This is a genomic window from Flavisolibacter ginsengiterrae DSM 18136 (assembly GCF_059568575.1).
The window spans coordinates 1-15,709 of sequence record NZ_JCANTR010000039.1 but is presented as its reverse complement, the minus strand read 5'-3'; the positions used below and the strand labels follow the sequence as shown (position 1 = coordinate 15,709).

The 15,709-nt window shown below is 41.0% G+C and carries 18 protein-coding genes; 6 read left to right on the top strand and 12 right to left on the bottom strand.

Going from position 1 to position 15,709, the window contains the following annotated elements; translation table 11 throughout:
- Positions 1–227: hypothetical protein (locus tag BP74_RS21215; protein WP_496377505.1), on the bottom strand; the 227-nt coding region annotated here is incomplete at its 3' end.
- 511 nt (positions 228–738) lie between these two features.
- Positions 739–1,491, bottom strand: coding sequence for a hypothetical protein (locus tag BP74_RS21210; RefSeq protein WP_496377503.1), 753 nt, complete (start codon positions 1,489–1,491; stop codon positions 739–741).
- A gap of 146 nt (positions 1,492–1,637) precedes the next feature.
- Here BP74_RS21210 and BP74_RS21205 point away from each other — a divergent pair, with 146 nt between their 5' ends.
- The 4 genes from BP74_RS21205 (at position 1,638) to BP74_RS21190 (ending at position 5,069) form a co-directional block, all read left to right on the top strand.
- Positions 1,638–2,438, top strand: a complete 801-nt coding sequence (locus BP74_RS21205) for a hypothetical protein (protein ID WP_496377501.1) — start codon at positions 1,638–1,640, stop codon at positions 2,436–2,438.
- Positions 2,439–2,753: 315 nt separating this feature from the next.
- Positions 2,754–3,632: a phospholipase D family protein gene (locus BP74_RS21200; RefSeq protein WP_496377500.1), complete on the top strand. Its 879-nt coding sequence runs from the start codon at positions 2,754–2,756 to the stop codon at positions 3,630–3,632.
- A gap of 170 nt (positions 3,633–3,802) precedes the next feature.
- On the top strand, positions 3,803–4,270 hold the full coding sequence (locus tag BP74_RS21195; protein ID WP_496377498.1) for a hypothetical protein: 468 nt from the start codon (positions 3,803–3,805) through the stop codon (positions 4,268–4,270).
- A 187-nt stretch (positions 4,271–4,457) separates the two neighbouring features.
- Positions 4,458–5,069 (top strand): hypothetical protein, encoded by a 612-nt coding sequence (locus BP74_RS21190; RefSeq protein WP_496377496.1) that lies wholly within the window; start codon positions 4,458–4,460, stop codon positions 5,067–5,069.
- A gap of 20 nt (positions 5,070–5,089) precedes the next feature.
- On the opposite strand, the gene BP74_RS21185 is transcribed toward BP74_RS21190, so the two are convergent.
- Complete coding sequence (locus BP74_RS21185; protein WP_496377494.1) at positions 5,090–5,746, bottom strand: hypothetical protein; 657 nt, start codon at positions 5,744–5,746, stop codon at positions 5,090–5,092.
- 142 nt (positions 5,747–5,888) lie between these two features.
- Between BP74_RS21185 and BP74_RS21180 the strand changes: the two genes are divergently transcribed.
- Positions 5,889–6,761: a hypothetical protein gene (locus BP74_RS21180; RefSeq protein ID WP_496377492.1), complete on the top strand. Its 873-nt coding sequence runs from the start codon at positions 5,889–5,891 to the stop codon at positions 6,759–6,761.
- Between the two features lie 485 nt (positions 6,762–7,246).
- Here BP74_RS21180 and BP74_RS21175 read toward each other — a convergent pair whose 3' ends face one another.
- A complete protein-coding gene (locus BP74_RS21175; protein WP_496377490.1) occupies positions 7,247–7,849 on the bottom strand; it encodes a hypothetical protein in 603 nt (200 codons plus the stop codon).
- Positions 7,850–8,156: 307 nt separating this feature from the next.
- On the bottom strand, positions 8,157–8,345 hold the full coding sequence (locus tag BP74_RS21170) for a hypothetical protein (protein ID WP_496377488.1): 189 nt from the start codon (positions 8,343–8,345) through the stop codon (positions 8,157–8,159).
- Between the two features lie 160 nt (positions 8,346–8,505).
- Between BP74_RS21170 and BP74_RS21165 the strand changes: the two genes are divergently transcribed.
- Complete coding sequence (locus BP74_RS21165) at positions 8,506–9,444, top strand: phosphodiester glycosidase family protein (protein WP_496377486.1); 939 nt, start codon at positions 8,506–8,508, stop codon at positions 9,442–9,444.
- Positions 9,445–9,786: 342 nt separating this feature from the next.
- Here the strand turns inward: BP74_RS21165 and BP74_RS21160 are convergent, their stop codons facing one another.
- From BP74_RS21160 to BP74_RS21130, 7 genes are all read right to left on the bottom strand, one after another.
- Positions 9,787–10,122, bottom strand: coding sequence for a GIY-YIG nuclease family protein (locus BP74_RS21160; RefSeq protein ID WP_496377484.1), 336 nt, complete (start codon positions 10,120–10,122; stop codon positions 9,787–9,789).
- Between the two features lie 562 nt (positions 10,123–10,684).
- A complete protein-coding gene (locus BP74_RS21155) occupies positions 10,685–11,452 on the bottom strand; it encodes a M90 family metallopeptidase (protein WP_496377482.1) in 768 nt (255 codons plus the stop codon).
- Positions 11,453–11,626: 174 nt separating this feature from the next.
- Positions 11,627–12,328, bottom strand: a complete 702-nt coding sequence (locus BP74_RS21150) for a YiiX/YebB-like N1pC/P60 family cysteine hydrolase (RefSeq protein ID WP_496377480.1) — start codon at positions 12,326–12,328, stop codon at positions 11,627–11,629.
- Between the two features lie 2 nt (positions 12,329–12,330).
- Entirely contained in the window at positions 12,331–13,026 is a 696-nt protein-coding gene (locus BP74_RS21145) for a choice-of-anchor J domain-containing protein (protein WP_496377478.1), read from the bottom strand.
- A 328-nt stretch (positions 13,027–13,354) separates the two neighbouring features.
- A complete protein-coding gene (locus BP74_RS21140; RefSeq protein ID WP_496377476.1) occupies positions 13,355–13,744 on the bottom strand; it encodes a hypothetical protein in 390 nt (129 codons plus the stop codon).
- 234 nt (positions 13,745–13,978) lie between these two features.
- A complete protein-coding gene (locus tag BP74_RS21135; protein ID WP_496377474.1) occupies positions 13,979–14,482 on the bottom strand; it encodes a DinB family protein in 504 nt (167 codons plus the stop codon).
- Between the two features lie 177 nt (positions 14,483–14,659).
- Positions 14,660–15,403 carry a hypothetical protein gene (locus BP74_RS21130; RefSeq protein WP_496377472.1) on the bottom strand — a complete coding sequence of 248 codons (744 nt, stop codon included), beginning with the start codon at positions 15,401–15,403 and terminating at the stop codon, positions 14,660–14,662.
- Positions 15,404–15,709: the final 306 nt, after the last annotated feature.

The following is a 15,709-nucleotide window of genomic DNA, read 5'->3' as shown; positions in this document are numbered from 1 at the left end:
CTTCTTTTAACCGGTACAAAGCGGTAGATGATGGAAGACATGATATTGCCTGTACCAAACCTCTCAGCGCTTCTGCGGCTTCCTTCAAAGGCAGGATCACTCCAGTAGCGCTTTGAGTCCACTCCGGGCAGCAGTCTTACGAGGTAGCCCCATTCGGGGTCATAATAAAAGTTCACGTTATCATCCACTGTTCCTATTGCCTTGATGTAGCCTACTTGCTTAGCCATTTGATATTGGTTTTATAGCTGCAAGTTTTTGAAAATCCCTCTCAGTTCAAAACCACCATGTCCGTTTTGGCCGTTTTTGGCCGATTTGACCGGTAATGACCGCTTTTGGCCGCTGGAAAATATGGTTGAAAAGTTGACAGGTTAACAGGTTGAAAAGAAAACAGCCTAAAGGCTTCTTGTTTTACCAGGGAATCCTTTGCGATTCTTTGAGTATTGCGGCTTTGTGGCCCTACTCTTCTTCGTCTGCCGAAGCTTGAGCGAAGGCGGATCTTCATCATTCGACATCCCTTGTTCATCTGTTCGATATTCAATAATCTTCCTGCCATCCTCTTCCCTACCAAAGCCCTACCAACCCCCTATCTACGATATACTTAGTGCGTGATGATCACGCAGTATCTATACTACAGATAGGGAGTAAACAGGGAATAACCATGCTTTAACTATAAGGAAGACAGGGTTAAGGCAGTTATGTAATAGGGAGAATATGAAGCCGAAGAAAGTTTCAGGGTACCTAATTAGTCAATAGCCTTTTGCCATAGGCGGAAAGGTAGGGTCTTAACGCCCGCATGCTGATCTCTACGTCAAGGTCTGCTTCAAGGGCCAGGCCCATATGGGGGAAACAATATTCTTTATAAAAAACAATTGACCGGGCCTTGATGAAGATCTTCTTTGCATCTCCTGCCGCATCCTCCAGGCATTCCTTAAAGGTTTCAGGAATATATCCCGAATCTTCGTCCATTTCCATTTCATTTTTCAAATCTTTGATACGCTGTGCTACCCGTAGTTTTCGTTTTTGCAAAAGCCTGGCCTGTAAAATTTTCAAACCTGCCGCGGTAAAGATGGCTTTGGCGGTTACCAATTCGCCGGTTCTGTTGTCAAAATTGTAATAAGAATTGTAATTGGTTGAATAGGCACCTGTGCTTTCCAGCTCAAATTGAATTGATAAAAGCCTGGGGTTGTTTACAGCTACCGTATAATCAATGGCCGAATAACCTGATTGCCAGGTACTGTCTTCGAGGATGTACCTTGATACTGCAAAGATCTTGTTGGAATCCGTGAGAATAGTTTCGTTATCCAGCAGGTCCTTTTGCAGGAGCTTGTTGATCTTTTGCGCTACCAATGACTGCCTGGATTGTATAAATGGAAACCGGTAGGACAAATAGATCATTCCCTTGTTCAATGTAATGGGACTGACGTTTACCTGCGCCCTGGCAGCAAAAAGCATGCATGATAAAAGCAATAGGGTAAGAATGCGGTGGATCACAGTGGCTAAAATAGATAAACTATATTGGCTAACCAATGGGTTAGAAAATCAACCTAACCGTTCAGCTTTCATCTTCTTATTTAAATATAAAATATTCGTTTCATTGAATAGTGGTGAACTTAGATATTTATATAATATGAATTTCTATGGCACAATTTGAAGGAACCATCAAAGAGTTTACAAAGTTCATAGGGGCTTATGCAAGAAATAAAGTCTTTTATATAACCTCAAAATATAAGAAACAGGTTGGCAAATGCCAGGATTGTGAATCAACAACAAAGGGTCTGGAGGCGGCTCATATTAATGGATTTGAACGCCCAATATTAATAGGTAACATTTTAAGCCAGTTTATAGAAGGAGATATTATAAAAATTGATTTGAATGAATTTGATGAAAGATTCATAAATGCGCATTTCCCTTTAGAAAAGACTATTAGAATTCTATGTAAAGAATGCCATAGAAAATATGATAATTTGAAACAGGTTCATGAACTAGGAACTGAAGATCAGGTAAAGGTGAATGAAACTAACTTAGAAATGGAGGAGACAAAAGAAGGGCAGATAATCGAAGACCTGGTTAAAAATAAATCTATGAACAAAACCAAAGCCTTGAAAATTGGTAAAACAACATTCTTAACTTACCTGAATAATTCTAATACAATATTTTCCAATATAATCTCAACACGGGATGAATGGTGGTTGCAACCAAATAATAAGAAGTTTCAATCGGACTTGTATTTTATATTGAACGACGCTAAATCTAAAACCCTTTATTTTTTTAATATTCCTGGAGATTCAATCAAAAATCCTGAAACTTATTTCAGACAGAGAAATGACCAATATAGAAAAGACTGTTCTGATATCTACATACCCGTATCAGCTTCAAAATTTACCGATAAGAATGGCTTTGATTTTACAAAGTTTTTAATTGAGAAACATAAATATTGAAATCTACAGTTTTAATTACTTGCTATCATGCTGCTAACAGGCAAAAGTGATAGAAAACTTATCCCCTACAGATAATTTAGAAGGCCGCTGACGCAAGTTTTCTTACGAAAAGATCATTGCCAAGGGTAAAGCTTCAATAGATATTACTTGGCTGAAGGATAATTTCCTCGCCGACCTTGATAGAATTCTTGATCCGGATGTATAGGCAGAAGAAATATCGGAGAATCTGGAAAGTGCACTAGGGAGTTTTAGGGAGATCATTGCACAGTTGAAAACAAAAAATTAAATTAGGCCCCTAATTAAAAAACGTATCCTATGTCTAAATTTCTAACAGGTGAAGACCTAAGTAAACAGGTTTATGATATTATTTGGGAGGCCGACCAAATATTGACTATCGTTTCTCCATTTATAAAATTGGATGATTACTTCAAGGAGCTATTTGAAAAACATAAATATAATCATAAGCTTAAACTAACTATTGTATTCGGCCGCAATGAATCAAAACCAACTAAAAGTCTAAGAAAGGAAGACTTTGATTTTTTCAAACAATTTAAAAATGTTAGCATAATTTATTGCCCTCCACTTCATGCGAAGTATTACGCAAATGATAGTGATGGATTGCTTACATCTATAAATCTTTATGACAAATGTTTTGAAGCAAATATTGAATATGGTGTTTTCTATGCTGGCAAATTATTAGATGCAATAATTAGCAATGCAGAAACAAAAGCATTTGACTATACTGAAGAGATAATTCAAAAACATCCGGCAGTATTTATCAAAAGACCAGTTTATGAGAAAAAATTATTGAGTAAGAATTATATTGAATCAACAATTTTATATGATGCCACGGATTCGATATTGAACACCTATAAATGGAATAAAGAAGTTAAGCGATTTATTCATGAATTTCCGGAGGAAATCAATGCAGGGGAGTATAGGGAGCGTCCAGAAAGGGAAGAAGTCAAACCAATTGAAAGACCTGAACCCAGGTTTGTAAGTAAGCAAAAAATAGAACATGGTTATTGTATAAGAACTGGAAATAAAATTCCATTTGATATGAAAAGGCCCATGAATTATGAATCCTATCAAATATGGAATCAGCATAAAAACTATGATTACAAGGAGAACTTTTGTCATAAGACCGGGAAACCTTCTTATGGGAAAACAAGCATGCGTAATCCTGTGTTATAATCCTTAAACCTCATATTTTACTGTGCTAAAAGATAAACTTAACTCCGCCCGTATGGCCTTTCTGATTTTGATTATTAAGGAAGCTGATAGCAGATAATTTTGAAAATTCGTTGGGGGGTCAGTGAGATCATTACACAATTAAAGAAGTCAATTAATCAATAATACCTATAATGAAAACTAAATCGTTTGTACTATCTGCATTTTTTGTTTGTATCAGTTTTGTGTCTTTTTCACAAATTTCATTACCCAAACAATTCAAATGTCAGGTTTCTAAAGAAAGCTTTAGAGAAAATTTTTTTACCGATGGGACTTATTCATTTAAAACAGATGCCTGGGGAAATGGTGCGGCAGAAACCCCTGCTGATCTTAAACCTTATTTATCTGATTATTATGAAAATCAGATTCCTTTCAAAAAGATAAAGGATAACTTGTTTTGGGGTACCGGGATTTACAGGGGTAAGTATTATTACATTGTTGTAATTCCAAATTCATTAGCAACAGTTACGTTAAGTTCAAAAACGAATGGAACTCAATTTTCAAATTACTCATCCTGGTTATTACAACAGGTTAGGAATAATATTTCCTCAAGCAAAGACTTTTATTTGACAAATTATATGGGAAAAGAGTGTGGTGATTGATTTTAAGAATATGGAGTTAAGTATGCACCAATAAAGTTATTAAAACTAACCATCCTTTACACATTGTATAATACGAAGGCAGATTTAAATAATCATAATACAACTTAAAGTAAAAACCTAAGTTCCATGGTTGTAAATATTCAGACTGGTTATTATATTGTTGCCTTATTTACAAACATAATACTCTATGAAAAATTGGCTTGCCTGTCTTTGTCTAATCTTATTGACACTCCAAAGCTGCAAAAAGGATACTAATTCCGGTGCCAATGCTGATGGCCCGTTTTATTATAAGGCTACAATAGGTGGAACTTATTACGAGGCGAAAAGTAAGGCCAATCCAGCAGGGCCTACAGACTATTGGTCCGGGTCTGGTATGGGTGGGCAGGAAACAGTAAGTTTCTCGTCGGACATTACTCCATTGACAAACCCTACTCCTGCCGGTTTCACTACGATAGAAATAACCAAAGGACTCCTATCCAATTATTATGCGGCAACAAATGCCACTGTTAAAGACTTCCTGGCTCCGGGCACCTACCCCTATAAGACTACCACTATTAATGGGATGTCTATTGTTTGGCTGGATAAAGAAGGTAAATTCTGGAGTACGCACTATGGTAGCCAGGATCAAACAGGCAGCAGTTTCAAAATATTGAGTACGGAAGAATATAATGATCCCTCTGTAATGTATTCATTAAAAGTAAAAATGCAATTCAACTGCAAATTATACAAAGAAGATACCGGCGAAATGAAAGAATTAACCAATGGTGAAATGGTGGGACTGTTTGCAAGACTGAAGTGATTTTTGTAATCAATCAAACACTATTTCAGTTCCAGCACTGCAAAAGCATAGGGCTGGTCAGACTTATTAATCAAACGAATACTTTTGCCCGGTTCTATAAATATCAAATCACCTTTGCGGGAGAAGCTTTTTTTGTTCACACTTACCTTACCAGTATTATCTGTTAATCCCACAACGAGCAGGGGTCGTTTATTATTTACCTGCAGGTTTTTTCTTCCTTCCATATTGAGCCTGTAAACCCTTGTGGGTTCAACATCGATCAGCAGCTGGCAATTTGGAAGGTTTGAAAAGGGACTTGCCATGGCTGGCTGGCCTTTGGAAAGAATTTCAATGTCCATGACATGAAATTCTGAGGTGTCCTGGTTCCATACCCTATGGATGCGTGGTGTGGTGGCAAAGCTTTCAAAGGAGATGGCACTATCGCCGCGCAAGGCCGTGGAGGTTTGTTCTTCCTGTATTACCTGTGATCCTGTTTTCACAGCGTTGAGGACTATGAAGATTGAGGGCGTTTCGTGCTTGTGAAATTGGGAGGTATCACCTGGTTGCATGCGTACATCGAGTACCCGCACCCAGGCATTCTCAAACACGTTGTGGTGCATAGGTTCCTGTCTGACAGGTACCTGGGCTGCGCTGGCCAGTGAGAGGCTTATGGCCAGGAATAAAAGATAAATCTTCATGGTAAGAAGTTACGACAAGCTGCTGTCTTTTACCCAAATTACCTACAAGTAGGTATTTACTTTTTTCGATCGCTGTGTAATCTTCGCCCTGTTAACAGAATGCCCTGCACCCGGGTATTCCCTATTGATTAAAATAAACTCTATGAAACTTAAACTATTCTGCTCTATGCTGCTGGTGTTGCTGGTAGCGCAAAGTTGTAAAAAGGCTGTTGAACTCAAGAACCAGTTGGTGGATGCCTACTGGGAAAATATTGATGGTGTCATGCTCCAGTTTGGAGACCAGGAAGCCTACGTGATCGATGCGGGTAATTCCAACCTCGAATCAAACCCCGCGGTGTTTGATATCAATTCCATGCCCTACATTAAGAACATTGTGCAAACAGGCCAGTACACCTATACAGGTGATATTGTCAAAACCACTTCCACCAGTGGAAAAATAACTTCCATCAGTTACCAGAATACTACCATCAATCTTTCAGAAGAAAACGGTAAGCTGGTGATACATGTCTCTAACGCTGATACTTCAGCGGGCACCTGGACAGGAACTTCTAATACAGGTGGTGCCGGCACGAATCCTCCTCCTGTACCAAGGGATACTACCAGTACCCTATTGAAAGATCCAGGCAGTACTTTTTCATCTGTACATTCTACAGGCACGGTTTCCAACTTTAGCAACTTCCCTGTATATGGACGCTATCGTCCTGCAACTTTTTCTCCTGACAGGTATAATTATAGGATGGATGCTTATGTAAATGGCGACTGGCTTTTGACCCTGACCTTTAGTGAGAAGCCTTCAGCTAATAAGGTTTACAAGTCAACGAGTGGGTCTACAGGTTTGCCTATGAGTTCGGATAAAGTAGGCATTACATGGCTGTCTTCTTATGATGGAGAGTATGATAAGGATGTGAATGTAACGGTTAGTGGTGGTAAGATCACTGTTACCGGTACTAATATCAAAACCCATGCTATTGCTGGTTATGATGATTTCATCACATTCAAGGTGATAGGACAGTAAGCTATTTAATATGTAAGATGTAATATTTAATATTTAATATTTGTGAACAGGTTGGTAGTGTAAGATGCATCCCAATAAGTAAGATGTAATATTTGGAGCGAACTATTGCGAATTCCGTCCTTCATAATTATACCAGGCCCTGGAACTCCGGGGCCATTTTATTTAATAGGTAAGATGTAATATTTAATCATAAGAACAATATCATGCTCCAATCAACCGGGGTCCCCGCTTAGCTGCGAGCCTGCGCGGTGGTAGGCCCCGGCTGCAGATGGTCCCTTATAATGGATTGGGTAATGAATCATCCCCCGGCGGGGTCACCCTGGTTAGGTCTTGTGCAATGCAGGGGGACCCAGGCGATTTCGCTGAATAGAAGTGCATATTTGATAGCGTTAGTATCTACCTTTCAACCGGTTTACCCGCTAAGCTTCGGGCCTGCGCGGTGGTAGACGTGGCTGCAGGCGTTTCTATAAGGTATTATGATATGGTTACCTTTTATTTAACCAGAACCCCAGGTTTATTTGTCCTATGCCTGAGATTTTTGACACATTAACTGAACGGGTTTCATTGGTGTAATCACTATTATAGACAGTGCCTTTGGCAAACAGGTAGCCAATACCCAGGTTCAGGTCCAGGCTAAAGCGCTTCAGGCCATTGCGCTGAATGCCCCAGGCCAATCCAATGGTAGTAACCGGGCGGCGGTCCAATTCCTTTAGATTGTTATCGTCCGCTGCGGAACGTGTAAAGATGGTCTCCGCGACACCAGCAAAATAATTCATGCTGTTCATCTCCGTACGTTTTCCCTTTGCCTGCCTGGCAGTTGCATTGTAATAGTAACGGTATTGCGCAGTGGCTGCAGGATCAAAGAAGACTCCTGAACTGGAACCAATACTGCTGGAATAACTGAAATAGGCACTGGTGTTCATAAAGGACTGAACATACACTGTTTGCAACTTGCCCACTCTTGCTTCATAGCTGATACCCGGATTCAGGAAGGTAAGCTTTGTAATGTTCGTTACATCTGTTCCTGTTTTACTTTGAGCATGGCAAAAGCAGGTTGGAATAAGAAGCATGATAAATAAGAATCTCATTGAGTTGGTTTTGGTGGAAGCAATATAATATTTAAAGACAACTTACGGGTAAATAGCATACTTAAACAGTAATATGACTTATTGTTTAATGGATGTGTATAGTTTTCCCTCAACCGGGTGCAGGCTATTCAATATTGAATATGTAAGATTTAATATTTAAGAAGTCTACTAAAGTTTAGATAGCCTTCCTTGTAACAGAGAGGCAGCTCTTCATATAATATATGTTGTGTTGATCAGCCCTCAACCCGGGTCTCCGCTAAGCTTCGAGCCCACGCTGTGGCAGAACCCGGCTGAAAGCTAAGGCCTGTTATTTTTGTAAAAACTCAAGCAGGTAGTACACCAGGAATGCGGGCCAGAATATGGCTTTGAAGAATCCTAGTACACCGATCCAGAAACTGGTGGCTGCCTGAATAAAAAATACCAATGCCCCAATGAATCCCAAACCATAAATGGCGGATCCGGAATGATTACTGCTATCGCGGACTGTTGCTGCCATAATGAAAATTTAGACAGTCAAGCTAAGGAAATTGGAAGGCCAAAACAATGATTTGCGTTGTTAGATGTAATTTTTGATAACAGAACTTCATGTTGCATCATGCCGCCTATTAAGTTTCGATAGAAGTATTTGGTTATTTTGCCTTCCTAACAATGATCTAATGAGACGTATTTACAATATGCATATGAAAACCTTACTGATCCTTTTGATGGTTTGTACCAGTCAATACAGCCAGGCCCAAACGGATTCACTGGCGGTAGTGAAGGCCCATTGGGAAACTAAAAAGATTGCCAGGGGCATCAAACTCAAACAACATTGGTTCGATCATTCGCTTTTTGGCAGCAACCAGAATATCAGCATACTGGAAATAAAGATGCGCCGGGGCATTAAACTGGATGTGGCTGCCGAGCCACAGATATTGAAACCAGCCAGTGAGTTTGGCACAGCAGAAAAAGCGGTGGCTGCCATCAATGGCACTTTCTTCAATATGAAGAATGGCGGATCGGAAGATTATATACGCCTGGACGGACAGGCACTCAATGAAACGCATATGGGCAAGAATGGCAAGCGCAGCTTTCACCAGCGATCCGCCATTGTTATTGATGGCCGAAAAGTATCCATACAGGCATGGGATGGATCGGAGGACTGGGAATCGAAGCTGAAAGGTGAGGATGTGATGGTGACAGGGCCATTATTACTGGATGATGAAAAGCGGGTGCAACTGGATTCCATCAGTTTCAACACAGCAAGGCATCCACGCACCGCCCTGGCTATAAAGGATAATAAGGTGTTGCTGATCACGGTGGATGGCCGCAATGAAAAAGCTGCTGGTATGAGTCTCTATGAACTGGCTAGTGTGTTGAAATGGCTGAAGGCTGATGATGGTATCAACCTGGATGGCGGTGGATCTACCACCATGTGGGTGAATGGCCTGGAAGATGGTGGCGTGGTCAACCATCCTTCGGATAATAAGAAGATGATGAAGTCGCCGGATTATAAACCCGGCATGGACCTGGACAGGCTGGCTGCTGATACTACCCGTTGGGATCATGGGGGTGAAAGGAAAGTGGCGAATGTGATTGTGGTGAGGAAGAGGTAAATAAGGAGTTGACAGGTTGAAAAGGAAAGGAAATAGGCTGTTATTTTCTTTTAAACAAGTTCAAATATTCCTACAAAATAATTCCGCCGCTCATAACTCAATCCAAAGATCCTTCGTGCCTCAGGATGACAAAGAAGCATGGTCTAATGTTTTCAGTTAGTCCTAACTTCAAAAGGTACCGTGAATATTTGTGTAGTATGAGTGCTTTCCATAAATCTCTCCATTATCGTCAATAATAGTAAGGCCTGCAATACTCAAGGAAGGATCTGCGGTAGCTATCTAGGCGACCTTTATATAATTGTAGTTTGTAAGGCTTTCTTTCATTAATAGAACAACAGTCATCTAATACCTGCCAGGCAATTCCCGCGGTGGCCAGCAGCCACATATTTCTTTATTTAAAAACTCCAGCCTGGGGTTCATTTCATTGATCATCTTCATTTTCTTTTCTCTTGTTAATCCTTTGATCTCTTTTTCTCTTGCTATTGCATCATTTATGTACTTATATGGTTCGTAGTATAAAAGATAATACACATTATATCTGCCTGTAAAACTTGTATTATGACCTCTCTGCTTATAATGCTCTGTGATCCTTTGCTCAAGGTCATTGGTTACACCTGTGTAAAGAACAGTCATTAATTTATTTGTGAGTATGTATACGAAGTATGGCTTTGTGTACATGCAATTAAAGTAATAATGGTTTTGGGAAGAATCAAATATAATTATGTGGTTTGTGTTTATAATGATGCAGGTGTAAGCTATATTACAATTGCAAGAACTCTGTTGATGCAGTTCAAAGATCCTTCGTGCCTCAGGATGACAGAGAAACATTCTTTAATGGTATCAGTTGTTCCTAATTTCAAATAGTACCCCCTGAATATTTAAGTAGTATAAGTGCTTTCAATAACTCTCTCTATTATTTTAAATAATAGTAAGGCCTGTAACAACTCATGCTCTTCCCTGTCATCCTGAGGCACGAAGGATCTGTGGTAAAAGCATAGGAGGCCATTAATCCAATTTAATCTGTTAAACCTTACTCAATCAAGGCGGTCACTTGAATCCAAAATATGCTTATGAGTTTATGTGCATTATGTGTAAGGTGTATTTGCACTACAATATCCTGGCACTCTATTGATGCAGTTCAAAGATCCCGCCCTAAGGCGGGATGACAGAAAATCAGTGTTATTTTTTGCAGCCAGTCTTAACTGCAAAGACGCTATTAATATCAGATGGGCATCAATAGTTACGCCCGCCGGAAGATCCTTTGCAACAATGTATTTAACTCAGGATGATTGGCCTGGAAGGCTTCGGGTTGTTCGAAGAAGTATTCGGAGATGACAGCAAAACATTCTACGGGGCTGGTGGCAGCATAGGCATCAATATCAGAAACACCATTTCTTACATCCAGCATGGTTTGATCAATGAGCTGCTTCCATTGAGCCATGTATTTTCTTTCAAGCAGCAGCTCCGGCACACCATCCAAAGTGCCATCCATTTTATCTACCAGGTGGATGAATTCATGCAAGGCTGTATTGCGGTTGCTCTGGCTGTTGATAAATCCCTGCCGCAGTTCCCATTTTGAAAGTATCATTACATTCTGCAGGTGGCCGGTACCTACCATGCCAGAGATCATCCGCTCACTGCCTTCCTGTTCAAACTCGGTATTAAAATTGCCCGGATACACCAACACTTCTTTCAGGTTCACATACTCCCAGTCAGTGATAAAGTACACTGGTATCACGGCAGCGGCGCCGATCAATACTGTATCCAGTCCTTCAATAATAGCATTGGCACCGGTGATCTTTGTGCCAAGTAAGAATTTTTCAAACTTATCCTCAAAGCGCTTTTTTCCTTCTTCATCCAAATTGGCGTAGAAGGATACATAATCATTCAATATATCCCTGTAATCTTCCGGCCATGCGATCATGTCTTTTCGCTTTGGTCGGAAAACGAACAGGATGATAAGGATGATGATGAGCAAGGCAAAGAAGATCTGGAGGAAAGTGATCATGCAGGATGTAAGATGTAATATTTAAGATTTAATATTTGCGACGCGAACTATTAAGCAAGTTATCTTAAATATAGTAACAGGATGAAGCTATTTAATATGCATAGGGGTTGGTGATTGTTGATATTTGAAACAGGACCCAGTGTAAAGAATGTAAGCATCCGTGTACACTACGGGTTAATATGGAGTATATAAAAAACGGGCGATGGTTTTGCAATAGGGATTCATATAGAGGTTGTCAATGGCAAGGACGGAGTCTTCCAATGCGTGATCTTTTGCCTTTGGAAACCTGGTAAGATAGACATGCTTTTCCAGGGCTGTGGGCCTGGTGAATTCAAAAGCAACTGATCCCTTGCTTGCTTTAGCAATCAGTTTGGCAACCATTTCGGAGCAATACAACCGGTCATCCGAGCTATAACTGAACAAGGGATCAAACTGGATACTTTCTGCCTGCCAGGCCCTGAGCTGTTGTTTTATTACATCCACAGCTCCTGATGGTAATTGATAGCGGAAAATACCATAGCCATTTATTTCAGAGGGTGCACAAAAGCGCTTGAGTGAATCCCTGCAAATGTTGCCGTTATTGTATTTTCTGTTGGGAAGCACATGATACACAAAAGGATACCCATTCTCTATGATTATGATCCCGGCATGCGAATAAGAAGGATCAATGCGGTTGAATCTTTTGACTGCCTGGCTTAATGGATCTTCATAATCCCTGGCAATAATATCTCCATCTCTTACCACCTGTTCTCCTTTGCTGATCATGGTTGCAACTTCAGCATCAGTCGCTAGTGATGTTTTTCCAGAAGTTACCACTTTTCTTACCGAACTGGCCAGGACAGTGACGAACAGCAATAGTATAATGATCCTGCTCATGGTTACATTTTTTCAAACTTCAGTACATCTATACCTATTGCACTACCGTTTTGACCTGGGATGTAGTAGCGTAGGGCGATCCTGGACCGGATGGTTCCATTTAATCCTGCAACGATAAATTCTTTTTTCGTCCATATTTTGGGATATCCTTCAAAGACCTTTCCAAGCAATAGGGTAAACCTGCCCACCTCATTGGCGTAGCTGCCAATATCAGAACTTGTATCAGAAGGATTCAACCGTAACTCCAGGAGGTTGATGCTGTCCGGAGATTGTGGATACGTCTTGGTATAAAAAGAGATCTTATCTCCATTTTTCAATTCCACAGGAGGTGTCAACATCCACATAGCGATAGCCTGGCTGCCTCCTCCCCCTGCAAAAGCAAATTCGTGGGGATCATTATGATCGGAATAGGCCGGTGAGAGACTTGACACATTCGGGCTTTTGCTATCAGGCGTATAGTCCTTATGCCAACCTTCAATATTGGGATCAATCGAATGATTTTTAAATACCCATCCCTTAATTTCCATCACATTTGTGTTTTGGGCAAATTCCTCCGTATAGGAATTTTTCAGCACCGGCGGTGGCAAGTGGGGCCTTGAAATAGGTTTGTTAGGGGGCACATCTGCCTTCCAACAACCATCAATAATGACGATCCACAAAAAGCAGCAGCAACCGAAGAGTGAAACTGATGTTTTCATTGTAAAAAGTTTTGGTTATAACTACTATGAACTTCCTGAACAAGTGCAATGTAGCTTGCGAAGCAGGCGAATGCTAACTGAATTATGCAAGCATTTTGGAGTTATTGGTAAAAATTGCAAATGTGCTTTTCGGTTGTGTAAACTGCACCAGGAAACAGTAGTTGTACAGCATCTTTGTATGCATCCAGCTTTCAGAAGATTAAATGAAAGGATACTGATCAATAACCAGGGTTGGATGCCCCCTCGTTATACATATCCTTAGCCTCGATTAAAGGGCTAATCGCAATAATGGCCAGCGTTGACAAGCTAATATTTAATTCGGAAAGGTTTATTGGTTAATGGGTGTAGGTTGGATAACAACATTTTTGAGGCCCTGGCAGATGGAACGGATGCGTTGGTAGGAAGCCTTTGAATTTTGAGCTTTGTCCAGCTTTAGCTCCACATAACCCGGTTCTGTTACCAGGTGAAAGGAACTGTGATCAGATAAAGTAATCCGGCGGTCTCCTGATCCATTGATCAATATAGATGGGTCGCTCTGTCCTATTTTATCATTCAGGTAACGTTCCACATCATGCGTGAGGTCTTCATTAAAGCTGGTCTCCAGGTAATAGGTGTAATGAGACTCTTTAACAGTGAATGATGTTTCATTCCTGTTATAGCTGCATGCACTGATGCTTATCGATAAAAACAGGGATAACCAGGTATATACACTTTTCATGTTAATGGCATTATTACTATTAAACAGGCCAGGCCGGTTCAATGTGATGCAATAATAGTTATGGGATAGGGAAAAGTTGAAGTGGCATAAATTTAGGCATACGAATCTGCATTGCAGCTACTATGTTATGAGCGGTCACTCCTGCATAGGAATGGAACTACTCTGATGCCTTCGTAAAGAAGCATAAAAAATGCAGCTGTTGGTATGACAGCTGCATTTGTATGGAATCATTGGTTATCGTTGCGATTCTTCGAATGTGGGTCCATAGATACCCGGAGGTTTATTGCCGGTGCTGCGCAAATAGATGACCATTTCGCCGCGGTGGTGGTAGAGATGGTTGAACAGGAAGCCGCGTACCACCTGGGCCCTTGGCATCTCGGGAAATACAGCTTCATCGCTGCCCATGACCATTTTCCAATTTTTGAACATGCTTTCATCTGTGGCAGTTTCCAGCGCTTTCCGTGCAGCCTGTACATTCTCTTCAAATTTGGCCACTATGTTACTGGCCTTGCTGATATCACCCTTGTCATATTTATAGGTGGCCATATCAAAAACATCCTGGTGCAGCGTTGGCTGGTACCAGTTATACACTTCGGCAATATGCGAGGCCAGCTGGCCTGTGGTCCAGGATTTATCAGAAGGCTTGAAGTCCAGGGCACTGTCTGGGATGGCTTGTAATAGTTTGCGGGTGTTTTGAACTTCAAATTCAAATTCACCGAGTAGGGCTTTGACGAGCATGGATGTTATTTGAGATTTAAAATGTAAGATATATTATTTGGCAAAAGAACTAAAGACCGAACTGTACTTTGATAGGATGTAATATTTAATACCTCACTGGTATAAAGCAATTGAATGAGCCCGGTGAAGAGAGCCATTGCTGTAAACGACCAATATTAAATATTACATCTTACCTCACTAATACGTTTTAGCTACGTGGTAATAATAGCGGTTGGGTTGGCCCACCACACCTGCGGCAGCCATTCTTTTTTTCATGGTATCTGATTTCAGGAAGCTCATGCCTTTGGCGCTGTCCGTAAAGGAAAGCACAACTGAAATCTTATGGTTGTCGTTGATATCATAGCCAATGGCCCTGTCCATTAACCCATTATCGGTGCGCAATTGTTTGCCGCTTTCGAAAGCTGTTTTCCAGGCGTCCCAGTCTTTAACTGTTTCATATGTCATCACGCGCAGGTTGGTAGCCTGGCCGTTATCGAGAAACGTTGTATTGAAGATCATAATATTTGGCGCGCCAATGACTCCACCTTTCTGCATGGCTTTTTTCAGGCTGGGGTCTTTGGCAAATGCCTTGGCTTTTGCAGTATCATCCACCTTCACAGCTACCATCACCATGTTGGAATCAGGAATGCCCCGGCCGATAACAAAATTGTGCAGGCCTGAGGCTACACGCATAGAGTCATGCTCATCATAGGAAGCCATCCATTTGTTGAAATTGGCCACTTTGTGTTTGACCACCATAACGGTTGCGGTTGTTGGCGCCGCCGGTGCTGGAGTGGTGGGCGTGGTGGTGGTTGTGTGCATGGTTGTGTCGGTGGTCATGCTGGTAGAGTCAGTTGTCGTTTTTTCTTCCTTGCCACCGCAGGCGGTTAAGAAAATAGCTAAGATGCCGGCCAGTGACAGGTAAAGAGATCTCTGTTTCATTTTGTAGTGTTATTTAATGATGAAGAAAGTGGAGGGGGCAGATTGCAAGTTGCAAAGGGTAAAGAGGAGGTAAAAGTTAAAACATTTTTTGTAGAATATCGAATATGAAAAAGGAATATTGAAGAGGGAGGCCGCGAAGGCGCGAAGGCGCGAAGGAGCACGAAGGGGAATTGAATGTTGAACAATAGAACAAGGAATATCGAATATCGAAGAGGTTTAGGTCGGAGAGGTGTTATTGTAGCAGTCAGTTTTTAGGGCAATTGAAATTTTCAATGCTCAACGCTCAATGCTCAATTTTCAAGGGAG